Annotated in this window: 24 protein-coding genes; 14 read left to right on the top strand and 10 right to left on the bottom strand. The window is 38.1% G+C overall.

The window, feature by feature from the left end; translation table 11 throughout:
* Window positions 1-8: 8 nt before the first annotated feature.
* From HEQ19_07510 to gntT, 3 genes are all read left to right on the top strand, one after another.
* Window positions 9-440 (top strand): GtrA family protein, encoded by a 432-nt coding sequence (locus HEQ19_07510; protein WYL99397.1) that lies wholly within the window; start codon window positions 9-11, stop codon window positions 438-440.
* A 58-nt stretch (window positions 441-498) separates the two neighbouring features.
* Entirely contained in the window at window positions 499-1,248 is a 750-nt protein-coding gene (locus HEQ19_07505; GenBank protein ID WYL99396.1) for a class I SAM-dependent methyltransferase, read from the top strand.
* 63 nt (window positions 1,249-1,311) lie between these two features.
* A complete protein-coding gene (gene gntT / locus HEQ19_07500; protein ID WYL99395.1) occupies window positions 1,312-2,691 on the top strand; it encodes a guanitoxin biosynthesis MATE family efflux transporter GntT in 1,380 nt (459 codons plus the stop codon).
* Between the two features lie 94 nt (window positions 2,692-2,785).
* Here the strand turns inward: gntT and HEQ19_07495 are convergent, their stop codons facing one another.
* From HEQ19_07495 to HEQ19_07480, 4 genes are all read right to left on the bottom strand, one after another.
* On the bottom strand, window positions 2,786-3,187 hold the full coding sequence (locus HEQ19_07495; GenBank protein ID WYL99394.1) for an ester cyclase: 402 nt from the start codon (window positions 3,185-3,187) through the stop codon (window positions 2,786-2,788).
* Window positions 3,188-3,695: 508 nt separating this feature from the next.
* Window positions 3,696-4,877, bottom strand: coding sequence for a glycosyltransferase family 2 protein (locus tag HEQ19_07490; protein WYM03298.2), 1,182 nt, complete (start codon window positions 4,875-4,877; stop codon window positions 3,696-3,698).
* A gap of 47 nt (window positions 4,878-4,924) precedes the next feature.
* Entirely contained in the window at window positions 4,925-5,875 is a 951-nt protein-coding gene (locus tag HEQ19_07485; protein WYL99393.1) for a hypothetical protein, read from the bottom strand.
* The gene (locus tag HEQ19_07480) at window positions 5,875-6,963 is read right to left on the bottom strand and encodes a DegT/DnrJ/EryC1/StrS family aminotransferase (GenBank protein ID WYL99392.1); all 1,089 of its coding nucleotides are present in this window, start codon (window positions 6,961-6,963) and stop codon (window positions 5,875-5,877) included. The genes HEQ19_07485 and HEQ19_07480 overlap by 1 nt, the downstream gene beginning before the upstream one ends.
* A gap of 762 nt (window positions 6,964-7,725) precedes the next feature.
* Here HEQ19_07480 and HEQ19_07475 point away from each other — a divergent pair.
* The 7 genes from HEQ19_07475 to HEQ19_07445 all read left to right on the top strand — a co-directional run bounded on the left by HEQ19_07475 (window position 7,726) and on the right by HEQ19_07445 (window position 15,124).
* The gene (locus tag HEQ19_07475) at window positions 7,726-8,745 is read left to right on the top strand and encodes a DMT family transporter (protein WYL99391.1); all 1,020 of its coding nucleotides are present in this window, start codon (window positions 7,726-7,728) and stop codon (window positions 8,743-8,745) included.
* A gap of 105 nt (window positions 8,746-8,850) precedes the next feature.
* Window positions 8,851-9,489, top strand: a complete 639-nt coding sequence (locus HEQ19_07470; protein WYL99390.1) for a DUF1349 domain-containing protein — start codon at window positions 8,851-8,853, stop codon at window positions 9,487-9,489.
* 342 nt (window positions 9,490-9,831) lie between these two features.
* Window positions 9,832-11,418: a hypothetical protein gene (locus HEQ19_07465; GenBank protein WYL99389.1), complete on the top strand. Its 1,587-nt coding sequence runs from the start codon at window positions 9,832-9,834 to the stop codon at window positions 11,416-11,418.
* A gap of 31 nt (window positions 11,419-11,449) precedes the next feature.
* Entirely contained in the window at window positions 11,450-12,682 is a 1,233-nt protein-coding gene (locus HEQ19_07460) for an SGNH/GDSL hydrolase family protein (GenBank protein WYL99388.1), read from the top strand.
* Window positions 12,683-12,708: 26 nt separating this feature from the next.
* The gene (locus HEQ19_07455; protein ID WYL99387.1) at window positions 12,709-14,547 is read left to right on the top strand and encodes a carbamoyltransferase; all 1,839 of its coding nucleotides are present in this window, start codon (window positions 12,709-12,711) and stop codon (window positions 14,545-14,547) included.
* Complete coding sequence (locus tag HEQ19_07450; protein ID WYL99386.1) at window positions 14,547-14,960, top strand: SxtJ family membrane protein; 414 nt, start codon at window positions 14,547-14,549, stop codon at window positions 14,958-14,960. The genes HEQ19_07455 and HEQ19_07450 overlap by 1 nt, the downstream gene beginning before the upstream one ends.
* A complete protein-coding gene (locus HEQ19_07445) occupies window positions 14,960-15,124 on the top strand; it encodes a DUF5989 family protein (GenBank protein WYL99385.1) in 165 nt (54 codons plus the stop codon). Before HEQ19_07450 ends, HEQ19_07445 begins: the two co-directional genes overlap by 1 nt.
* A gap of 240 nt (window positions 15,125-15,364) precedes the next feature.
* On the opposite strand, the gene HEQ19_07440 is transcribed toward HEQ19_07445, so the two are convergent.
* The 5 genes from HEQ19_07440 to HEQ19_07420 all read right to left on the bottom strand — a co-directional run bounded on the left by HEQ19_07440 (window position 15,365) and on the right by HEQ19_07420 (window position 21,238).
* Window positions 15,365-15,877: a GtrA family protein gene (locus HEQ19_07440; GenBank protein ID WYM03297.2), complete on the bottom strand. Its 513-nt coding sequence runs from the start codon at window positions 15,875-15,877 to the stop codon at window positions 15,365-15,367.
* A gap of 31 nt (window positions 15,878-15,908) precedes the next feature.
* Window positions 15,909-17,555, bottom strand: coding sequence for a glycosyltransferase family 39 protein (locus HEQ19_07435; GenBank protein WYL99384.1), 1,647 nt, complete (start codon window positions 17,553-17,555; stop codon window positions 15,909-15,911).
* A 17-nt stretch (window positions 17,556-17,572) separates the two neighbouring features.
* Window positions 17,573-19,396 carry a hypothetical protein gene (locus HEQ19_07430; GenBank protein WYL99383.1) on the bottom strand — a complete coding sequence of 608 codons (1,824 nt, stop codon included), beginning with the start codon at window positions 19,394-19,396 and terminating at the stop codon, window positions 17,573-17,575.
* A 281-nt stretch (window positions 19,397-19,677) separates the two neighbouring features.
* A complete protein-coding gene (locus HEQ19_07425) occupies window positions 19,678-20,562 on the bottom strand; it encodes an alpha/beta hydrolase (protein ID WYL99382.1) in 885 nt (294 codons plus the stop codon).
* A 181-nt stretch (window positions 20,563-20,743) separates the two neighbouring features.
* On the bottom strand, window positions 20,744-21,238 hold the full coding sequence (locus tag HEQ19_07420; protein ID WYL99381.1) for a pyridoxamine 5'-phosphate oxidase family protein: 495 nt from the start codon (window positions 21,236-21,238) through the stop codon (window positions 20,744-20,746).
* Window positions 21,239-21,470: 232 nt separating this feature from the next.
* Here HEQ19_07420 and HEQ19_07415 point away from each other — a divergent pair, with 232 nt between their 5' ends.
* Both HEQ19_07415 and HEQ19_07410 read left to right on the top strand, forming a co-directional pair.
* Window positions 21,471-22,949 (top strand): CIA30 family protein, encoded by a 1,479-nt coding sequence (locus tag HEQ19_07415; GenBank protein WYL99380.1) that lies wholly within the window; start codon window positions 21,471-21,473, stop codon window positions 22,947-22,949.
* 43 nt (window positions 22,950-22,992) lie between these two features.
* Window positions 22,993-23,340, top strand: coding sequence for a hypothetical protein (locus HEQ19_07410; GenBank protein ID WYL99379.1), 348 nt, complete (start codon window positions 22,993-22,995; stop codon window positions 23,338-23,340).
* A gap of 113 nt (window positions 23,341-23,453) precedes the next feature.
* Here the strand turns inward: HEQ19_07410 and HEQ19_07405 are convergent, their stop codons facing one another.
* A complete protein-coding gene (locus HEQ19_07405) occupies window positions 23,454-23,864 on the bottom strand; it encodes a hypothetical protein (GenBank protein ID WYL99378.1) in 411 nt (136 codons plus the stop codon).
* A 155-nt stretch (window positions 23,865-24,019) separates the two neighbouring features.
* On the opposite strand from HEQ19_07405, the gene HEQ19_07400 reads away from it, so the two are divergent.
* Window positions 24,020-24,412 (top strand): GFA family protein, encoded by a 393-nt coding sequence (locus tag HEQ19_07400; protein WYL99377.1) that lies wholly within the window; start codon window positions 24,020-24,022, stop codon window positions 24,410-24,412.
* Window positions 24,413-24,548: 136 nt separating this feature from the next.
* Window positions 24,549-24,785: a hypothetical protein gene (locus HEQ19_07395; GenBank protein ID WYL99376.1), complete on the top strand. Its 237-nt coding sequence runs from the start codon at window positions 24,549-24,551 to the stop codon at window positions 24,783-24,785.
* The last annotated feature ends 30 nt before the right edge of the window (window positions 24,786-24,815 follow it).

Raw genomic sequence — 24,815 nt, 5'->3', positions numbered from 1 at the left:
AGTTATCAATGCAACTCAATCCATTTTTTCAAAAAGTTTTGAAATTCCTGATTGGTGGAGGTATCACCACCTGCTTTAATTTACTCTTGATTTTTATGCTGGTTGATTGGTGGGGATGGGATACTCCTCTGCTACACAATATAGCCAATGCTGTATCAATTGAACTCTCTGTATTATTGAGTTTTTTCATTTACCGCATTTGGGTATGGACTGATAGCGAATGGAAGATTAAAGAAGTTTTATTTAAGCAATTACCTCTGTTTCATTTAGCGGCGGGGAGTGCGGTAGTTGCGCGAATTTTTTTTCTATTTCCTCTGCTGGACTATTTGAGTATTGATTTTATGATCAATACATTGGCTGGAGGTTTATTTGGTGCAACTCTCAACTATATTATGAGCGATCGCCTTGTTTTTAGAAGTGACAATGATAAATTGATATAAATATCTCAACATTATAAAATTTCATCAAATCATTAAGCTCTATGAGGTATCAATAGCAATGGAATCTCAAATGTACCAGGAAATGATGGAAGTCGAAGACAAACATTGGTGGTTTGTTGCACGGCGATCAATCATTGAGCAAGTTATCAGGAAGTTGAATTTACCAGCAGATGCAGAAATTTTTGAAGCTGGTTGTGGGACTGGAGGTAACTTAGCTATGCTCAGTCATCACGGACGAGTCTATGGTATGGAGTTAGATGAAACAGCCAGGACTTTTGCTAGTGACCTTAAAATAGGAGAAATTGAGCCTGGTTTTTTGCCAGATAATATTCCATTTCCTGATAAAAATTTCGATCTCATTCTATTATTAGATGTCTTGGAGCATCTAGAACAAGATACGGCATCTTTGGAAGCTTTGTCTGCAAAACTTAAGCCTTCTGGCTGGTTATTAATTACTGTTCCTGCTTATCCTTGGCTTTGGTCTCGACATGATGATCTCCTTCATCATAAACGTAGATATTTGCTCAATAACTTGCGGCAAATTGTTGGCAATGCTGGCTATAATATAAATTTTGCTAGTTATTTTAATTTTGTATTATTTCCTTTAATTGCAATGGTTCTCTTACTGCAAAAAGTTTTTAATAAAGGAGGTAAGGAACAAAATATACCACCGAAGTTAATCAATCAAATATTAACCTTCTTATTTGGGAGCGAGCGTTATTTGATAGGACGCTTATCTCTACCATTTGGTGTGTCACTCTTACTCTTAGCTCAAAGAAATAAATTAGCTCAATTGCTCGAGCAGTAAAACGCAATAAATGATTATTGTTGAGACAATTGACCACTTGAGAATTGATTTAATTCCTATTTAATGAACACCAAAAATTTTTCCCAGTACAACTTCCTTTATCGCTTTCTGAAAGCTTCTACTATCAATGCAGCGTCGAATATTATGATATTCTTGTCGCGTGCAATCAGCGTAGCTTTCCTGGGACACCTGTCAAACATTAATTATTTAGCAGGGGTGGCATTAGGTGCTGTTTTATTTAGTTTTCTCTACGAAGGTTGTTCCTTTATTAAGTCAGCAACAACCGCCATTACATCTCAAGCCGTCGGACGAGATGACCGAGAAGCAATACTTCTAGCAGGACTACAAAATGCCTTAATCGCTTTGGGATTGGGTCTGATTTTCCTAGTGTTGCAATATCCTCTGGGGAAGCTAGGCTTTATGTTTTTGAGTGCTACGACCGATGTGAAACTAGCAGGTATTGCTTATTTTCATAGCCGGATTTGGGGAGCGCCTGCGGCTTTAGTCAATTTAGCCTTAATGGGATGGTTGCTTGCACGAGAACAAAATCGTCAAGTTTGGTTACTGACTATCATTGGCAATGCTGCTAATGTTGGACTGGATTATCTTTACATTGTCGTTTGGGATTGGTCAAGTATGGGGGCGGGATTTTCCCAAGCTATTAGCCAATATCTCACCCTATTTGTCGGACTTGTCATGATTAGCCGGGAAGTTTCCTTAAAAGAAATAGCTGCTTTAACCGAAAAGATCCTCAATTTGTCTGCCTTAAAAGCTATTTTTGTGATGAATGGCAATCTATCTGTTAGGTCTACAGTTATTGTATCTATTTTTGTGCTATTCACTGCTTTTAGTGCCACACTGGGAACTGAGGTTCTGGCGGAAAATGTTTTACTTCTCCAAATAGTAGCATTAAGTATGTATATGTGTGATGGAGTACAATATGCCACTGTAGCTTTTATTGGTAATTTTCAAGGTCAAAAAGCCAGAGATAAATTCGTACCACTTTTGCAAATTGCATTAGCAACTAACTTAGTGATCGCTTTAGTAGTTGGGCTGGTTACTATCTTTTTCCCTACCCCTATATTTTACATATTCACTAACCATTCTGAATTAATAGAAGCAATTAAAGTTTATATCCCTTGGGTAATCCTGGTTGTAGTGGGTTCAGGATTTGCTTATATTATAGATGGATATTTTGCTGGTTTGGGTGAGGGAACTGCTATACGCAATACTTACTTGATCAGTGGCTCAATCGGATTTATCTCCCTAACTTTATCAACCTTTTATTCTCATAGTAATCATTTTTTATGGTTATCTTTATCCATGTTTATGTTATCTTGCGCTTTAATTTTAGGGATACAAATACCTATGACTTTTCAATTAAATCAAGAGCAAAATACCAGGGAAATAAAAAATCCAAATGAAATACAGACAATTGGATAAGAGCGAACTGCACGTTTCCGAGATCAGTCTCCGTCCTAGGGTTGTAGATATGTGTATAACTAAAAACAGATGATCCCATCATAAGAACTGATCATCAGTTATTTGAGAGAGTCTGTAAAATTGCTGCAATCGGCCAATATCCCCAAGATTCTGTAATCTTCTGATTCTCAATCTTGAATATTTCTAATGCCTCAAATTCTACTTTTACTCCAGTGGGAGCTATATTAATAAACTCACCTAAGTGCGTACCTGTAAAATGACCTCGAAATACAATTTTGTCATTTTCCTCAATGAGATCGTCAATCACCACTTTAATATCTGGAAAGGCTTTGTGAGTAGTTTTCAGTATCTCAATTGCATCCTCGACGCTTCGCACTTGAGGTAGCCCATGATCTATATAATCCGGTGCAATATATTTGTATGATGCTTCGTAATCTTGATTGTTATAGATCTCAAAAAATAGTCTAACCACTTCCTTATTAGTCAGATTATTCATAGAACCTCGTGGGATGCGGGAAACTCAGCGTCTTTAGACCTGAGAGGGAAGCGACTCGGCGACTTTAGTCGCAGTCAATCTTGTTGATCCATTACCGCCTTGGGATTGTTTAATTTGGTGTGCTTTTGTATTGCACTTTCAATGGGACAATTACCATTTCAAATCTCCCAATCCTGTACGCATAACGGTTTTGCTCCGTTCGCGCAGCGTGGCGCAGCCAGGAGCCACCCTTTCGGGGTAAAGTTAGCTTCGACCAGTTATAAGAGCTTGTTAGGCTTGCAACACTGTTCCAGTGACCTTAGAACTGTTTAATCACAAGCGACAGAGCAGGGAACTAGCTAGCCTTCGGCAACGCCAAGGGCGAACGCATTCCGAGGTGTCGTGACTCAAATAACGGCTACCTATTGCTAGGTGGTCTGGTCAGCACAGCTTGCTTGATTTCTCTTACAAGCTCAGTCCTTTAGGACTGGGTTGCTGACAGAATTTAATGTCAATTTTGATATGTAAATCATACCATAGGGTTAGTACATTGTAAATTAGTCTTCTTGGATTCTATCTCTAAAGAATTATTAGTAAAGCCATGAGATTCTTGGACTAAATACAATGGCCGTTGCTTGGCTTCCTCATAGATTCGTCCCAAATATTCTCCAATGACACCTAATCCTATCAACTGTATACCGCCGAGAAAGAGTAAAACGACCATTAACGAGATATAGCCTGGCACTGTAATTCCTGCAATCATGGTAAAAATAATTAGATAAGCAGCATATAAGAATGCTAAAAATGATATACTTAATCCCAAGTAAGTCCAAATCTTCAGAGGAATAAGACTAAAAGAGGTAATTCCATCAATGGCAAAATTCCAAAGTTTCCAATAATTCCACTTGGTCTGTCCTTGGTAACGGGGTTGGCGGTCGTATGGGATTGAGGATTGTTTGAAGCCAACCCAAGCAAATAAACCTTTCATGAACCGAGTTCTTTCAGGTATCTGTTTGAGTGCTTCTACAACTCGCCGATCTAATAATCGAAAATCACCCACATTTGCAGGAATATCAACAGGACTTAGCCTGGCTATAGTCCAATAAAATGCTTTAGCTGTTAACTGTTTGATCAAACTATCATCTAACCGTAAACGGCGTTGAGCATAGACTACATCATAACCCTCGCGCCACTTATCAATAAGTTGCTCAATTAGTTCTGGAGGATCTTGCAGATCAGCATCAATTGGAATAATGATTTTTCCCTCTGAGTAATCTATTCCCGCTGTTAATGCAATCTCTTTACCAAAATTACGCGAGAAACTCACTACTTTAATAGCTGGATTGTGATCGCGGTGATCGATCAAACACTTCAAAGTATTGTCCTTACTGCCATCATCTATACAGATAATTTCATAAGTAATGTTCAGGCGATTCAAAACTGAAGCAAGACGCTCAAATAAGTGGTCAATATTATCTTCTTCATTGTGAAGAGGTACTACTATAGACAACTCTACAGAATTTAAATTTGATTTCATTGGATGTCTGAAGCGATCGCACACTCGCTCTGGTGACAGTAGTGTTTGATTCCCTATTGATTGTTCATCAATAGTTAGTACCATTTTGTGAGTCCCTGGAGGAATATTGGCGGGAACTGTAATTGTCACTTCAGAATCTTTGGTTACAGTAGCAATAGCTTCAATTGTTATCATCGTATTAGTTGAAATCAATCTGAGTTATATGGATATTTTTGATGGGTTTAAAAAATATATTTAACCAAGTACTCCAATCCTATCCTAGAAGCGTAGGCAATATCTTTTTTTGTATTTTCCCCAGGTAACAATCCCTCATAAAGTAACTTCTCAGCATCAGACTTATTTTGTAAACGGACAAGTCGTGAATGTTCACTCAATCTTTGCGATTCAAAATGGTCTTCCTCAACAGAAGTTTGAACTACGAAAACTAAATCATTTTCACTAGTAAAAGGATTACCAGTAATCCCAATAAATCGAGTATTAGAATTATTCAGTTCCACACAAATGCCGACTTCTTCTTCTAACTCTTGTTGAGCATCAGCATAAAAATTAATATTTGCTGGTTTTTCATTAAATGTAGCTAGACCAGCTACAAAATTGAGTAATCCAGGACAATCAACGTTTGCCGACCGTTCTCCAATGTAAACGCTACTTTGTCTAGTGATAGGAATTACAGTGATACCCATTGTTCTAGCAAAATATACAAAGGGATCGTTATATTTTTCTAACCCTTTGAGCATCAATTCTAAGGATGCAGTTTTAGTTCTTTCTATATCTTGACGATATCTAGGATAAGTTGTGGGTCCAACTTCTAAATATAAAATTTCATTTCTCCGAAACCAACTTCCCCTGACACCTGCTCCAGACCATCTAACTTTTCTATCATCATATTTACTTTGTTTGCCATCAGAAATTTCTCCTGATGCAATTTGCGGTTGAATAATATTGTCTACGTACTCATGAAAGTTAGTATTAACAGGCTCTCCTGTAAGATTTTGAGGAGCCTGTCCGATGATGGTACGAATCTCTGTGATGCCTTCAACTTCTTGGTGCTGAAGTAGTGTTATATAATCTTTTCCCATTGTCAAAGCTGCAACTAAAACTTCACCATCAGAGAAATTTGTGAGCTTGGCAACAAGTTTTTCTAGGCATTGAGTAAATTCAAAATTGCTCATTACCCTAAATAAAATTCCCGGATTTTTTCAATAACATAAGCTTGTTCTTCTGGCTTTAATCCATAAGCTGACGGTAATGAAATTCCCTGTTCATAAGCCTTCTCACTTATAGGATATTCCCGATTGGGATCAACTAAATCTTTGTAACAAGGCTGCATATGCAGTGGACAGAAAAAGCGCCGTGTTTGAATATCGTTACTTAACAAAAATTTTTCTAATTCGGCTCGATTTTGGGCATAATATGAAGTAAACCAGTACACAGGTTCGCAGCGTTCATCTACTGGCAGTATTTGTAGTTGAGGTATATCTCCTAGTCCTTGACTGTAAGTGTCACAAATCTCCTGTTTACGGCGAATAATTTCTGGCAGTTTCTTGAGTTGTGCGACACCAATTCCTGATTGTAGTTCGGTAATAGAGAAGTTAAAGCCTATATGTTCGTGTACGAATGTGCCTCTGTGATCGCGTCCGTGGTTTTTTAACCGACGACAAGCTTGGGCAATTGTATCGCTTTGGGTTAGTATTATTCCTCCTTCACCACAGGTAATGGTTTTATTTCCATAAAATGAAATCGCACTTACGTCACCTTGTAATCCTACGTGTTCTCCCTTGAACTTAACTCCAATTCCTTGAGCAGCGTCTTCAATTACTTTGAGGTTATACTGTTGAGCAAATTCCATGACGGCAACCATGTCAGCACTTTGACCGTATAAATGGACTGGCATTATCGCTTTAGTCCTCTCTGTTACTAATGCTGCTGCTGCCTCAACGTCAATACAAAGTGTGTCTTTTGCGACTTCACAAAATACGGGTTTAGCTCCAGCCATAATTACAGCATTGGATGAAGCGACAAATGTTAAATTCGGTACAATTACTTCATCACCATAACCAATATTTAATGCTTTTAATCCACAATACAAAGCCGTGGTTCCATTGGAAGTGGCTATGTTGTGTTTAGATTGCGTTAATTCTTTGATGCCTTCTTCAAATTCAGCAGTAATTTTGCTTTCGGTCAGATATGTAGAGTCAATAACACGCTTGACTTGCTCCCACTCTTTTTCATCAATCCAAGGTTCGATTTGAATAATCATCGTTAGTTTGAGAATTTACAAATGGTGGATAAATCAATGACTTTGAAACCCGCATTAAATTTTCAAATTTTCAATTTAATGCATAAAAGAAAAATTTAATTTTTTAGTGGATGTGGATGTTAATCTAAATTTATTCATTTTGGATTTTGAATTTAGAATTAACTGAATTTTCCAAAATTAAATACTCTCAACATGATACAATATCACACGAGACAATCAATTGCAACAAATAGGCCTTTAGGGGTTCTTGTGAGGGCAAGACTATCTCAAATGCTATCTCCGTCGCATCCGTCCTAGGACATACCGTGATTTACTCCAGGCATTAGATGCGGCATTCGTGGAACCCACATTCCACACTTCAAAATGTATTACCTTAATTTTCAAGAACTATTCTTAATAATTGGAGCTTAGACTAATTCTATTCATTAAACCGCCAAAGCATTATCCAGAAAGGCTTTGAGTATTTTTAGGCTTGATTTAAAACCGAAGTCGATAACCCCGCATAATGGTTGTAGCCTTAAAAATCAAATTTATTTAATCTAAACTCATGGTCAAACCATTAAGTATTAATATTTAAATTCATTGGATGTTTCTGTTATTTATTTAACTGTTGTTTCTGAGATTTTGGAAATCTACGCATGTTACACGATGAAGTGCGGAAAGTCGGGTAGAAGTGACAATAGAACTCACTGCTGCTACTGTACTTGAGAAGACTGATAACCGCTATAAGCGGCATTTATGACTAAGTGAAATTATAAAGGCATGACAACAAATAAACTCGAATCAACGAAGTTGGAATCAACGGAGTCAAATATAGAGCGAACTGACAAGTCAAAGGTTGCGCGATCGCCGAATGTGATAGCGTTTATTTTATTATCTGTTGCCCTAGTTGCTCTGTCCTTTACAGCAATCTTGATCAAGCTATCGGTGCGCGAAATTAGCGCTAACGCCACGGTATTTAATCGCCTGTGGATAGCAACAATTATCTTTGGGTTGTGGAATGCAATTAATGAATTACGCACCAAAAAATTAGACGATCAAATCATACCCAAAGAACCCTACCAATCAAGAGAAATCATACTCCTAGTTGCAGTAGCTGTTGTTCATGTCGTGGGTCGAGTTCTTTGGAGTTGGTCTTTAACTCAAACCAGTGCTGCTAATGCTACTGTACTGTCTAATCTGCCTCCACTATTCACCACTTTAGGGGCTTGGTTGATATTAGGTCAAAGTTTTAACCGCAGATTCGTGATTGGTATGGTAATTGCCCTAGCAGGTGCATTTACTTTAGGATTAGATGACTTCCTCTTATCTGGCGATATTTTAAACAGCCAGAATGCTATTATTGGTGACGCTGCTGCTTTGTTATCTTCAGTCTTTTATGCAGCCAGTTTTTTGATTATAGAGCGACTGCGAAGTAGGTTGCCTGTGCAGAATATACTGGTATGGCGCTGCTTTTTAGGTACTTTGTTTATCCTACCAGTCGTGCTGACGTTTGAAGACCAAATTTTTCCCATTTCCTGGTTTGGTTGGCTAACGGTATTTGGTTTAGCTGCTATTTGTGAAGCCCTGGGACATGGATTAGTAGTCTACAGCCTCAAGTATTTATCTTCATCCTTCGTTACAATATTTCTTTTGCTTGAGCCAGTAATGACTGCAATTCTTGCTTGGTTCATCTTCTCGGAAAGCCTAAGTTTGGTTAATTTGTTAGCTCTTAGTTTCATATTACAGGGTATATATCTAGCAAAAACAGGGAAAGGCGCAGATGTAGAAAAACCTGATTAAATCGGTTATTTTTTTTGTACCTCAATTTAAAATGGGCGAACCAAGAGTTAGCTTTTCTGCTAATATCCTTTCAGGAAATGAGAGAATATTTTTAGGTCATGAATTATGAATTTTGATTTCACAACTGCTAAGTGGATTAACCAACCTAAAAAATTTGAAATAACTCCTGAGTTGGTGAAAATCACAACTGAACCAAATACAGATTTTTGGCAACGAAGTTACTATGGTTTCAGACATGATAATGCACCCGCTCTTTTAATTGAGAGTGACAATAACTTTACATCATTTACAGTCAGAGTAACCTTTGGATATTCGGCTAGGTTTGATCAATGTGGCTTGATTATTTACAAAGATAGTGAAAACTGGTTCAAAGCATCTATTGAATATGAAAACGAAAATTTTTCGCGTTTAGGAAGTGTTGTTACCAATTACGCTTATTCCGATTGGTCAACTACAGATATAGCTACTACAACTGTCATTTGGTATCGTCTTTGTCGCCGTGGTCCAGATTTCATCATCGAGTCGTCGGAAGATGGAATTTCTTTCAACCAAATGAGAATTTTTCATCTTCACATTTTAGGTGAAACTCCACCTCAAATGGGTAAAATTAATCCGCCAATTCAATCAGAGTTTGCCATCAACTATGGTTTGTATGCCTGTAGCCCTCTGAATTCATCCTTTGAAGCTCAATTCGATAACTTTAGATTTAATGACTATAAATGGATGGCACATCATGCTGATTGACCCTTGGTACTTATAGCAGGAGTCAGGAGTTAAGAGTCTCTTACTGTATGGCTTTTACCGCAAATTCTGTATCTCATTCAAGTGCATACTGCTATAGTCATGGAATTGAGATGACTATTTCCAGTTGCCAGATATGATGTTCTTCCCCATCTTCATTGATACATCTGGTGATATTATTTAGAAATACACTAAACACGGCTGGGAGATGGACTTTTACAAGATTACGAAAAACCTAGGATGTGTAGGGGTTTAGAAGTGCTAAACCTCTACCTATAGAATCACACAATTAAGCCATTTTGAGTATCTTGAAAACAAATACGTCAATTACACAGATATTATCTCATGTTATCAAAACTAAAAATTAGCAAAATTTTCCAAGAAAACTTAATTTTATACACAGCCATAATATCTGGACTATTTTGCGTCATTCTTTTGGGTGAGCGTTTTTTGCTAGATAATTTTGATCCATTAGGGCAACACATAGCACCAGAAACTGAGTGGAATGCAGATCGTTTAGCTATGGCATTTTTTTGGAAATATAAATTCCATTTGTATAATCCCGAAAATAGTGTTGGTCCACTAATTAGTGATATGTATGGACCCTTACTTGCTTTGGCTTATTTACCTGCAACAATCGCGAATACTCCAACCGTTGCTCTTGTTTTGGGTAAATTAACTTCACTAGTATTTTACTTTACTCCTGCCATTTGGTTATATGTGAGTGAAACTTGGCAAAAGAAAAAGTTAACCTTATCTATACTCGCATTAATTGCCTTTTTCTTCTTGACAACTCAGATAAAAGCTTTATTTTATAGTGCTTTTGGAATTTGTGCTGACTGTCCTGCTCTGGGATTTTCAGCATTAGCTTGCATAATAATTTACAAGGAAAGCCATAAAAATGAAATTCCTTTACCCAAATTATTAATCAGTGCTATTCTCGCAGTTTTAGCTGTGTGGACAAAGCAAATTGCCATACCTATATTATTTTCTTTACCACTATATATACTTCTAGCTTATAACATTAAGACTTTCCAGCGTTATTTAGCTTGTTTATTTATTAGCGGAGTAGTGATTTCTAGTATATTAATTATTGCTTTTAATTTCCAAGCTTTATTTTTTAATATGATGACAATTCCGGGAAATCAACCTTGGGAGGGTGGCGATAATAAAATACCAGTTATTTTATCGGCAGCACAAGAATTAGCAGGATTTTGTATTTTACAGGGTTCTATAGTAGGTTTTTGGATTTTATTTACCTTACCAAATGATCTAGCTAAAATAAAAGCTTGGCTTCAAGAAAATCCTGTGGTTTTATTTGTGATTGTCGGTTTATTTTTTATTCCTACTTCCATATTAGGTAGAGTCAAAGTTGGCGGAGATTTTAATGGGATGTACACAGTTTACTTTTTAACTCTTGCTGCTAACTTAGTTTTATTAAAACAAGCGTCAAATGCAGCCACGGAATCAGAACAAGCAACTTTACAACTACAACGTATAGGTAGAAGTTGGTTAATGGCTATAGTGATTATGTTTACAATTTATAATATCAATCTACCAGTTTCGATAATTTATCAGGACTTACCTAACTTTTTCCATAACGTTCATCAAGTTGTGTATGAATATTCTCGAAAAAATCCGGGTAAAGTTTATTTTCCGTGGCATCCGTTATCTGTACTCATGGCAGAAAATAAACTATATCATATTGATTCTGGCCCTTTTGATCGCTATTTAGCTGGATATCCTATCAGTAAAGATGATTTTATGGCTTATATCCCTGAGAAATTTACCATGATAGCTATACCAACTTGGGCTGATACAGTAGGCGAATTTGGGAAATTTTATCTTCATTATTTACCAGATTTTACTCGTAAAATTGAAGTTCCAGAGTTATCTGGCTTGATTGTATATGCGAAAGAAGTAGAAAATTGAACAGAAATATATTAGTAGGAGCGAATCGCAAATGAATAAATTGAAGGGATGGGTAAAGGTATCATTAATTGGCATCTTGATTCTCTGCGGACTAGTCTTTGGGTTAGTGATAGGTGAAATTGGCTTACGTATTGCTGGAATTGAGTATAAAGTGTTTAACACTATAGATGAACATAGAGGCTGGGCAGACCGTCCTGGTGATTCAGGATGGTATCGCACCGAAGGTGAATCCTACATTCAAATTAATAGTGAAGGCTTCCGAGATCGGGAACATACTAAGGCAAAACCAGAAAATACCTTACGAATTGCTCTCTTGGGAGATTCATTCGTAGCAGCCTATGAAGTACCACTGGAAGAAGGTTTTGCCGCAGTGATAGAACGTGAACTGAGTGGATGTAAATCTCTATCTGGAAAGAAGGTAGAAGTGATTAAGTTCGGGACACGTGCTTATGGAACAGACCAGGAACTGATTACCCTCCGAGAAAAAGTTTGGGCTTATTCGCCGGATATCGTAATTTTAGCTTTTTATACTGGTAACGATGTTGTTAATAATTCCCAGGCTTTGTATAATAAGGCTTTGTCTTATAACTTGTATAGAAATATAGTTTCCCAAAAACCCTATTTTATCTTGAAGGACGGTCATTTGGTTCTTGATACCTCTTTTCTGAATACAGATGCTTATCACTCAAGGCAGTCATGGTGGGCAAAAATTTATGAAAGCCTCCTACAAAACTCGCGCTTGTTACAGGTTTTTCGCCGCGCTAAATATGCTTTTGCTGAACTATTGATCCAACCAACAATACAGGAGACAGCTACTAAAGTAGGATCTGCAGCATCTATGCTTGAGAATGAGATTTACAAGCAACCTACTGACTCTACATGGTTAGAAGCATGGCAAGTTACAGAGGAACTAATTAAGTCAATGCATAATGATGTAATTGCCAAAGAGGCAGATTTTATGGTTGTTACTTTGAGTAATGACATTCAAGTACATCCTGATCGTTCATTGCGCCAAAAATTTATGCAGAATTTAAGGATTACTGATTTTTTCTATCCCGATTTACGGATAAAACTTCTGGGTGATCAATCTGGCTTTACAGTGTTCAATCTAGCACAGACTTTTCAGGATTATGCTCAGAAAAACCAAGTCCCCTTACATGGGTTTAACAATGATATTCCGTGGGGCGGGCATTGGAATGCTCAGGGACATCAACTGGCAGGAAAAATGATTGCCCAAAAACTTTGTGAACAGCAAGAATTATAAACTCAGCCCTTATATCTATAATAAAAATGCATATTATAGGAATTTCAGCTTATTATCACGATAGCGCTGCAGCCTTAATTGTAGATGGTGAAATTGTTGCTGCTGCTCAGGAGGAGCGTTTTTCTCGCAAAAAACATGATGCGAGATTTCCCAAACAAGCGATCGCCTACTGTCTCAAACAAGCAAAGATTCGATTATCAGAAGTAGACCAAATTGTTTTTTACGATAAGCCATTGGTCAAATTTGAACGCCTCCTGGAAACTTACCTCGCCTACGCACCCAAGGGATTGATTTCCTTTATTGAGGCAATGCCAGTTTGGTTGAAGGAAAAGCTTTACCTAAAAACCCTATTAAAAAAGGAACTGGCAACCCTTGGAGATTGTAAAACAGAGCAATTGCCCCAACTTTTGTTTACTGAACATCACCAAGCACACGCCGCTTCTGCTTTTTTTCCCAGCCCCTTTAATCGGGCAGGGGTGTTGTGCTTAGATGGGGTAGGAGAATGGGCAACTACCTCTGTTTGGTTGGGAGAAGACCATCAACTAACTCCCCAATGGGAAATTGATTTTCCCCACTCTTTAGGACTACTTTATTCTGCCTTCACCTACTACACAGGGTTCAAGGTCAACTCCGGGGAATATAAACTCATGGGTTTAGCACCCTATGGTGAACTCAAATATGTAGACCATATCCTCAACCATCTTTTGGATCTCAAAGAAGATGGAACATTTCGGTTGAATATGGACTACTTCAACTACACCACAGGGTTGACCATGACTACCCCTAAATTTCATGAACTGTTTGGTGGTTCACCACGTCAAAGCGAGGGGAAACTAACCCAGCGAGAAATGGATTTGGCTCGTTCTATCCAATATGTGACTGAGGAAGTCGTTTTGCGTTTAGCAAGAACGGTCAAGAAAGAACTGGATACAGACTATCTTTGTTTAGCCGGTGGAGTTGCCCTAAATTGTGTTGCCAATGGACGCATTTTGCGAGAAAGCGATTTTCGAGATATTTGGATTCAACCTGCCGCTGGAGACGCAGGGGGAGCAATCGGAGCAGCATTAGCTATTTGGCATCAGTATCATCAGAAGCCTCGCATTCCCCAGGATGGGGATGCTATGCGGGGGGGTTATCTAGGTCCTTGCTTTGGGGAAACAGAGATTCGAGAATATCTCCAGTCTGTGAATGCGCCCTACCAATACCTAGAAGATGACAAACTCATGCCGGATCTTGCTAAAATTCTAGAGCAAGGAAATATCGTGGGTTGGTTCTCTGGAAGGATGGAGTTTGGCCCGCGAGCTTTGGGAGGTCGTTCCATCATCGGCGATCCTCGTCATCCTAAAATGCAATCGGTGATGAACCTAAAAATTAAATACCGTGAATCCTTCCGTCCCTTTGCCCCTTCCGTTTTAGCAGAACAGGTTTCTAACTACTTTGAGCTTGACCGTCCTAGCCCTTATATGCTTTTGGTTGCACCCATTAACTCCCAACTGCGGATTTCCATGACACCAGAGCAAGAGGAGTTGTTTGGCATTGATAAGTTAAACGTGAAGCGATCGCAAATCCCCGCAGTCACCCATGTGGATTACTCCGCTCGGATTCAAACGGTTCATCAACAAACCAATCCTCGGTATTATGAATTGCTGCGTCATTTTCAGGCAAAAACTGGCTGTGGAGTTTTAGTAAACACATCATTTAATGTCCGGGGTGAACCGATTGTCTGTAAACCAGAAGATGCCTATCGCTGTTTTATGAGAACGGAGATGGACTATTTAGTGTTGGAGAATTTTCTCCTTGCTAAATCCGATCAACCCCAAATAGATCAAGATGAATCTTGGAAAACCGAATTTGAATTAGATTAATGTTGATGAACGAAATACGAGAACTTGATCAAAAAGGGCTACGGGTTTTTGGACTGCTCGGCGGTACGATCTCAGCAGGATTATTTGGTAGCCTATTGCCCCTGATACATCACGAGTCCCCACCCATTTTACCTTGGGCAATTGCCGCCATCCTTTGGGTGTGGGCATTGATTGCCCCTACCACACTCAATGGTCTTTACCAAATTTGGATGAGAATTGGCCTGGTTTTGGGCTGGATTAATACGCGCCTTATTCTGGGCGTTGTTTTCTATGCTTTATTGATGCCAATGGGTTTGGTGATGCGGGGTGTGTTTCATCAAGACTCAATGAAAAGAAAGTTAGATCCAGAGGTAAAGACTTATCGTATTATCAGTGAAGTAAAACCTAGAGAAAACATGGAGAAACCTTTCTAATGTTTGAAACCACACAAGACTTCTTCAAAGATTTATGGGGCTTTCTCAAAGATCGCCAAAAATTCTTCCTGCTTCCACTCATCGTGACACTATTGTTATTAGGTGTCTTAATCGTATTTGCACAGTCATCGGTGCTAGCACCCTTTATTTACACGTTATTTTAAAGAATTTAGGCGTTGCTGATTTAAGCTATGAAGATCGCAATCTGTAAAACCTAGAAATTTCAGTCTATCAATCTTTGTGAATTTAAGATCGCGTGATTTTATACTCCGATTCAGCAACGCCAAAGAATTTAATATGACAACATCATCAAAATTAAAGGGTTGGGTAAAGGTAACACTGCCCCTCAGTTTATTAGGTTTTGTCGTCAAGATGATAAAGTGAAAAGATTTTAGGGGCAATAATTAATTATTAATTATTACTATATCGCTTTTTCTCACCTGCCAGTTCAACTTTAGGTTGAGCCAGAAATTCCAGAGGGTAACGCCAGCGATCACCCCCAATTTAGCGATATACTCATTCACTCCAAATTTATAAAACAGCCAATTGACGATTAAACTATTTAAAATTAACCCAAAACAACAGATCAGGTTGAATTTTAAAAACCTTTGTAACCTCTTACTTATTGATTGCTGCTCTTGATAGACATCACCAAAAGTCCACACATCATTCCACAGGAAATTATTAATAATCGCCACTTCTGTTGAAAACATGGCACTAAGAGTTAACGTTAAATTCAACGGCTTGTGCAGGAAATAAAACACTCCCAAGTCTACCGCCACCCCACTTAGACCCACTACACCAAAGCGCATAAACCGAGCTATAGACAACCAGGAAAGACCCAACTGCAATCTTGGATAATTAATGTCTAGATAGGGATTCTCTCTAATTTCATTCTTTTCAAGTTCTTTACACACCTAACCTACTTCTCCTAGTTTAAAAACTTTTTTATTTGTTCTCAAGTTTTTCGATTCGCCACAGTTCTGAAACTGGGTCAATTAAACTGACGGAATAGGTTTTATCTTCCTTAAATCGAGCCACCAATTCTTGGCTATGCGTCAGATTATAATCCCACAACAAGATATTGCTAAATTCTTGGGCTAGGGACGGCAGATGCTCACTTTGTATTGTTAGTAAATTTATTTTTGGCTCTAAAACATGACTGAAGTATAGAAAGACTCCGATATTTAAAACATTGTCGTTAGTTACTAATAAAATATTCTCGAATTTATTGATATATTTAGCTGTTGTTTGCAAAGATTGGTTGCCTGCCTGTGTCCACCAAGTATCAGCTTTAAAAAACATCACATCTGAGACTAGCCCAATTATCAGAACTCCAACCATTAAGAATTGCCAAATTTTTTGCCGCCAGTGCTTCTCAAACAAGATATGGAAAGCTAAAATATAAGCGACAGCTATCTGGATGCTGATGTATAAAGGCAACTGATAACGAAAAGTAATAGAGCGAATCCCCCCCCAAATCAGATCTGGTAACAGCAAGCATAAAGCTGGAATCCCCCCTAATAAAACCAAAAATAGACTTATAGATTTAGTACATTCTTTGGCTAGAAAATACCCAAGATACAAAATTAAGTTGAAAGCAAATATCAGAGAGATAATGCTATAATAAATATTGTGACTTTCTAAAATAAACTTATTATCAAAAGAATTATCTGAAGCCAAGTTGACATCAAAGAATATTCGACTGAGCCGAGTCAGGAAAATAGCTATTAAATCGAAAGGATTATCCATCTTGATTGATGATAACCATGATGTTAGCTGTTGCGCTGTGCTGATATGAGTGATGACTACAAATAGCCAAGGAAGAAAAATCAATACCCCAAATAAAGTCCCCAAAAGATAATTGACAAGACTTTTGTTAAAGCGAAAGCGTTGTCGAAAAATTACATAAATACCATGAGCTATTGCTATCAAAGCCGTGAATAAATGGGTATATAATCCTAAAGCTAAAGTAATAGCATATATAGCCCAGCTTGCCAGAGTTTCTCGTCGAATAGCTCGCAGCAAGGCAGCACTCGATACTAGGATTGTTACCATCCACAAACCGTATTGGCGTGCATCTTGAGCTAAGAAAATTTGCAAGGGAGAAACAGCTATGAGAGCGATCGCCATCCATCCCACAATTGGGGACTCGAACAACTCTACACACAGCCAATAAACACTGGGAAACACCAACAGACTGATCGCTGCTGATAAACTCCTTAATCCAACTGGTGAATCTCCAAACACTTGCGCCCATAATCTCAGCATCGCATAATACAAAGGGGGATGCTGTGGGTCTGAGGTCATTAAATAGCGAACCGTGTCATTGACACCTCTGTCTGGGTTAATGTGTTGATATTTATCCAAGACAGTAACAGGAATTACACTCGCATTAAAAACTTCCTGTCGTACTTCAGCGACAGTATGACCAGAAATCGCTAGAGAGGTAAAAACTTCATCGTACCAGATCGCTTTTTGATCCAAATGGGCAAAGCGAAAGAAAATGCCTAACCCAATCAGAAAAATCACTAATATTTTGAACCAAATTGGGGGAATTTGTTTACCTATTGGAGTTTGTTTTTCTAAATTCATTGTTTAATTAAAAGGCATCAATCCAAAAAATTCGTTTTTATTCCGAAGTCTTCTAATTTTCTTTCTGTATGACTAAGGATAATCCTACTATTAAAATAATTGATAGGAAGTTCATCATCTTGTTTAATTAAGGAACTATATAAAGGACCTTTTTCAAAATGAAGGGTTGACTGAGAAACAGGCTTAAAATCAAACATTTGATTTCCAATTTTCAAAGGCGCAGTTCTGCGGAATAATTTTCCATTTTCTTCCTGTAACAAAATAATATTATGACTATCTATAAGTCGAGGAGACTCCCATTGTAGAAAATATTCAAATGCCTTGCTATTAGGGTTAAAATCGAATTTACCTTGATTTGCTATTGTGTCCTGCCAGTCGAGACTCAGCCTGTATACTTTAGGATAAAATGTATATTTCTGCCAAAAGTACCATCTAGGTTTATCTTTACCTTGAGGTAACTCATCAAGACGTTCCCAAGTTTTAGGAAAGTTATAAATTTGTCTCAATGTCATAGGAACACCCCACTCAATAAAAGAGTGTAAATGCTTTCCAGTATTTAAATGAGGGCTGTCAACTAAAATTATTGTGTCTGGCTCAATATCTGGAGCAAGATGTATAACATCAGTCCAAAAAGCCCGTTGATATTCCCAAGTTTTCTGATTTTCTTGCTGTACTATTAAGCCAAATCCTAATATTAAGGATAAAAATACAGCCAACCCCGTATTAGCTATATTTTTTGCCAGATTGTTATTATTGCATAGATTAATAATCAGATAACAGAGCAAACCAATTAAGATTGAAGCTCCTAATGCTGCTGTCGTATGTACCCGCGAATTACGTCCATTAATTTCAGTAGCTGCAACAGTAAAAAATAGAGGATAAGATAAAACTAATAACGTTAATCCCAAAAACGCTAACTTTTTAATCGGTGATAAAATAGGTGTATTATCTTCAGTTTTATTATCTTCTGCTGCAATCTTCAGATTAGATAAAAGTAAAGTAAAGCCCAAAACAGATAGAGGGACAAAGACCAATAACTCTCCTTTCAAATTGAGGAGAGTCTGAGCAGGACGATATAAAAACATACTTAAACTTATAAAAGGCCCGATGAGCATTTGACGAACGGGAATAAGAATAAGTTTTATAATATCTAACCCATCAACTCTGGCTTCACCTGTTATCTTCCGTACAACTGCAGTTGCTGCTAACATGGCTGCTAGAATCAGGGTATGTCTAAGCATCTCTTTGAATAAGTTTTTGTTCCACTGATTTTTAAATAACGGAGCAGTAATAAAAAGTGGCAACATAGTTTCATAGCATAAAAGGGATGCAAAAATAAGCAAGTAGGATAATAACTGTCTACCAGAGAAATAAGAGAGAAAAGCTAACAATAAAAATGTCAAAGATGAATACAGAAATACATGAGTTAAATATGCGTGATTGGTGTCTGCTGGAAATAGAGTAAAAGCTAGAGTTCCTGTTATGATAAAAATTGGTTGCCTCCAAAGAGAAGTCAGAAATAAATATACTAAAATGTTGTTGATGAAAATAACAAGATAATTTATCAAATAAAGGAATTGGAAATCTGCAAACAACTTACCTAAAAAACCGACTAAAAACTCAATAATATAGAGTAAAGGACGACCTTCTGTTGAATCATAATTGAGAATATGCCATTTAAAGAAATCACCAAAATCATGCAGATTCATGGACATGGGTTGAGCTATTAAAAAATAATCATCTTCGTATAGTCCTAAATTTTGATAGTGCCAAAAATGAGCAATAAAAGTAACAATAGCTAAAATTAAAATATTTCTACCTAACTGATTGGGTAATACCATAAACCTACTTTCCTGACTGATTTTGAGTAAGCATTCTGCTCATACCTCACGCTACGGGGTAAGTGCAACTATGGACACACGACTGGACAGCCTTTAGCCGTCAGCTTTTTAAAGCCTGTATCAAATTATCAGAAAGGATTTGAAAAGTCAATTTTTTAGGCAGATGAAGCCAAGGTAGCTACTCCCTTCCCGCTAGAAAACTGCTGAAAATGTATTACAATAAATACAAGTACGCGACAGGAGTATAGTTTGATATAAGTCGTCAAACCTTTGAGTTAAAGCTAAAGATCGCGATACAACAAACCGATGATGACCTCTGGCATTTCTAGATGGGGTAGGATTCCGGTATTGGCGATCGCGTAAAAATCTCGAATGGCGTTGATATTTAAACTTGCCAAGCGTCGTCCTAATTTGATGTTGGTAAATTGTGCTTGTTCGCCCCAAAAAATGACTGTGGGAATTGTTAGTTGCTGAATATATAAACTCAGGTCAAAGTAAAGGTCGCCGCGCAAAAATGCCAAGGCGGCAAATTTGGCATTAGGCTGTTGTGCGGAGGTTAAATAAGCCTGCACCATTTCTGGTGATACTCGTTCTGGTTTAGCAAAAAGAAAACTTTGCAAAAAGTTACGCACTGCAAATTCATTTTCTGCTCCTAGAGCATAAATTAAATGATCTAACAGTGGTGTATTGATAATTGGAAGTGGAAGTCTACGTCCCGCACCTTGGCCAAAGTCATCAAATCCAGAGGGAGATACCAGAAACAGTGCTTGGAATAAGTTGGGTTGGTTAATAGCAAGGCGGATAGTTAAAGCCGCTGTTAATGAAGAGGCTACGACTGTCACAGGCTGGCGACAGGTTTGGATGATAAATTCTGTAATTGTGGTGAGATAATCTTGAATTTGGTAATCCCGCACTGGATGAGCCGATTCTCCCCAACCGATTAAATCTGGGGCTAATATACGGTAATTGGGCGTAAATGCTGGATAAACTTTAGACCATTCATAAGCAGAAGCTCCGCCACCAAAGTTATGCAAGAACAATAGCGGCGGTAAATCTTCAGTATCAGCGTTCGTCCAGGGTGCAGTCGTTTGGGTATAGTAAACCATTGCACCCAGAGAGGTATTGATTACTTTATGCCCAAAGCCAGGAGGTTGAAACTGAAGCATAAAATTAAGTAAGTAGATACACGGAAACTACTGATAAGGGTCTTCATTTGTCTTTTGTCATTGGTGATTTCCATCTCCTAGGTTTAGGCTTTGTCACCAAAGTCTTCACTTCGTGACGCTACGCGAACACGCCGTAGAAGCCCCTGCATTCATACATGGGGGTAAGGCGCAGGTGTTACCCTTATTTATCTGGTGTGATCTGCACAAGTTGATGGAGGTTATCACCGTTGATATTATAAATGTTTCCAAAACCAATTACAAAACGACCTGATTGGGGAGTTAGCTGGAAAATCCGAAAGTCAGGTAAGCCGCGCAAAATCTCAATCGTTTGACCAAACCGCTCTTGAAATTGATCAACGATTTGATGCCAATGGTCAGTTTCATGGTCTATGAGTGTGGCTATACAGTCAAAGTTTAGACGACGCCGGGCAAATATATTGTTAGTGTTAGTTTCATCATCGATAAATAGCACGCTCACATGGGGATTGGTATTGATATTTTGGGTGTGTGTGGCTAAACCGCTGATGTAAATATAGATATTTTTGAATTCGTCGATGATGAAGGGTGAATAACTGGCGTTGGGTATGTTTTGTTGGTTAACAGTGCTAATGATGATACTTTGGAATTGTTTGGGGAATTTTTCGTATTCAGCTTGGATTTTTTCGCTCTCACTCATAAGTAAGTTTAATTTGTATTGATAACTGGTTATTAATTATTATACAGTTGTGTTGTGAATATAGATTTTGGGAATTTATCTCACGCAGAGGCGCAGTACCGCTAAGGCGGAACCCGAAGGGTGGCGCAAAGAAGAGAGATGAGAGAATCTGGTATGGGAGGTACATGACTGAAATTTAAATTGGTATCATTGAGTTAGACTGGAAAAAGTTATAAATTATAAAGATGTGGTTATGACTGAAAAAAATCGCTCTCTCTGGGATTTTGGCAGGTTTATTCAAACTCTTGCATACTTTGAGGTAATTCCTTTTTTTAAATGCTTAAAGCAGTTAATCCAAGGTCGTCCCCAGGATAATAAAAATCAACCCATTGGAGGAACAAGTGTGGGCGTAATATTGGTAGCGGGTGCGACGGGTGGTGTGGGTAAACGTGTCGTGCGGCGATTGCTGGAACGGGGTTATCAAGTGCGATGTCTTGTCCGTAATCTGGAAAAAGCACGGTCAATTCTTGGTAATGACGTTGACTTGGTAGTTGGGGATATCACTAAACCTGAAACTTTGACTCCCTTAGTTCTGGCTAATATCCAAGGTGTGGTGTGTTGTACAGCGGTGCGTGTGCAACCAGTTGAGGGAGATACGGCAGATAGAGCTAAATACTATCAAGGCATCAAATTTTACCAGCCGGAAATTGTCGGCGATACTCCAGAAAATGTGGAATATCAAGGTGTAAAAAATTTGGTAGAAGCTGCGGCGAAATATTTACACAAATCAGATGAAAAACTGATATTTGATTTCACAAATCCATCAGCAGAGTTAAAGAATGTCTGGGGTGCTTTGGATGATGTGGTGATGGGTGGGGTGAGTGCAAGTAATATTCAATTTGTAGAAAATACAGCTTTATTTGCTGGGAATGTTTCTACCGCTAACTCTGGGGGATTTGCTTCTGTCAGAACTAAAAATTTTGAGCCAGCGTTCAATTTATCGGGTTATAAAGGTGTGGAATTGCGGGTTAGAGGTGATGGTCAGCGTTATAAAATATTCCTGCGGACAGAAGTTAAATGGGATGGACTTGGTTATAGCTATTCTTTCGACACTGTAGCAAATACCTGGATAAATATTCGCATTCCTTTTGATGATTTGATTCCGGTATTTCGCGCTAAAGTTGTGCAAGATGCTCCCAAAATTGATATTAGCAAAATTTGCTCATTTCAACTGATGTTGAGCAAGTTTGAATATGATGGCGCTTTAAATCCGAAATTTTCACCTGGTGGTTTCTCTTTACAAGTGGAATCTATCAAAGCTTATGGGGGGGGAACTTTACCACAGTTTGTCCTCGTCAGTTCAGCTGGTGTGACTCGTCCCGGACGACCGGGAATTAATTTAGATGAAGAACCACCAGCGGTGAGATTAAATGACCAATTGGGAGGAATTTTAACTTGGAAACTGAAGGGAGAAGATAGTGTACGAGCCAGTGGAATTCCTTATACGATTATTAGACCTTGTGCGTTAACGGAGGAAGCTGGGGGTAACTTATTAATATGCGACCAAGGTGATAATATTAAGGGCAAAATCAGCCGTGAAGATGTTGCAGAAATTTGTGTGCAAGCGTTAAAACAACCAAAAGCCACTAACCTCATCTTTGAGGTGAAAGCAGGAGACAATAGCACTGAATCTATCGATTGGGAGAGGCTATTTTCAAGTTTAAAGGAGTGAATAGTTAACTGTTTATCCCGAACTCTCCCAATGATTACATCAAATGTTTAGCAGATTATTATTCTCCGGGGTTTTGGTACTAATTATCTGGATTGGCTTATTGTCCAGTACCGCCTCATCGCAGCAAGTAGAATCCCGCCTCAGTAATCTAGAAGCAGATTTTAGTCGTTTCCAGTCGCGGCTAAGTCAGGTTGAGGCGAAACTTAATCAAAGACGTGAGTCTCCATCTTTAGGGGTACCAAATAACCAGCCACAATCCCTGACTCCTAGACGGAATTTATCACAAAAAGAGCGAGATATTGTTATAGATAGACTATCAACTTTGGTGGTGGAATTGAAGCAACAATTAAATAAATTAGAGACGCGAGTCTCTAAACTGGAATCCCATTGATTGATTTTTAGCGACTGTGTAAATTAATTACATTCCTAGGGTGCGTCACATGTCAAAAATCTGTTGATAATCATCAATTTCTCAAATCTGACGCACCCTACAAGATGCTTCTCTCAATTGAGATCGTTACGATTAGGTTTCGACAGCTGAATTATTTCAGTAAAACGTGAATACTTGACCGCATCGGTAGGAGGATAATCCGCCGACACAGCAAGTAAACCAATTTTGATATCCTCGAAATAAATTACACCCCCAATACGTCCTTGAACTTGGAAGGGTCCATGAAATAAGTGATACTTTGCAATGTAGATCAGGAAAAAGTTAGTAATCTTGATTGTTTTGCCAAACATTTGCTGACAAGTTTTGTGGATAATAGTATTTAGGTATTCATTATGGGCGGGTTGACCCAATTCTGTGAATTCCGCATGATCCGCAAAATGATCCATATAAAACAACCAGATGTTAGAAAGATCTGCTTCATTGGTCAGTTTTTGTTTAAGTTCCTGGAATCGTTCTATTTTCATGGTGTAGATATTGATGAAATGGGGTGAGCAGACAGCACTGTTAAAAATTTACCATAAATGACAATGTTACGGCTCCCAAACTTCCCAAGATCTACGATAATCTTATTCGTGTACTAATTTCAACTGTAAAGAATAGATAAAAATTGCAATTTAATATGACAATCAATATTAATAAATCAGTTACATACGAAGGTGGATGTCATTGTGGTGCAGTGCGATTTCGGGTGCTAGTGAACAAAGACAGGGTGGAGGATTGTAACTGTTCAATTTGCCGAAAGAAGGGGTTTTTACATTTAATTGTGCCGCGAGAACAGTTTACCTTGCTACAAGGTGAAGATGAGTTGACAACCTACAAATTTAACACAGGAATTGCCCAGCATAAATTTTGCCGTATTTGTGGGATGCATCCTTTTTATATTCCCCGCAGTCATCCCAATTGTATTGATGTGAATGTGCGGTGTTTAGATGGGGATGTGATCGGTAATTTTGAAATTGTGCCCTTTGATGGGGAAAATTGGGAGGCGAATATTCACAAATTGATTGATTAAACCCCTTGCTTAAGTTAATCACCTGGAATCGCCTTGATTGATTTTTTGTTGTTGTGTAAATTACGTTTTAATGGTAATGTTCTTGTGCAAGATTTTCAGCCAAATAAATGTTAACTGTAAAGAATGAGGAGCAGTCATGTCAGATTCTTTTTCACAAGCGGCTGCAAGGCATTTGCATGATGCAAACCTATTGCTAAATAAACAGCGATGTGATAATGCAGTATACCTTGCAGGTTATGTCGTGGAATGCTCATTCAAGGTATTAGTAAAGATATATATTGATAAAGACGCAGTAAAAAACTATGGTTCTTGCGTACTTAGCGTGCTAAATATGTTGAAAAATAAGCTTGAAATCCTTGCTGGGATAAGATGACAGCCATTATTTACTGCCTTTTAGGTCTGA

The organism is Gloeotrichia echinulata CP02, from assembly GCA_038087035.1.
Taxonomy (GTDB): Bacteria; Cyanobacteriota; Cyanobacteriia; order Cyanobacteriales; family Nostocaceae; genus Gloeotrichia; species Gloeotrichia echinulata.
This window is presented reverse-complemented; position numbering and strand designations above follow the sequence as displayed.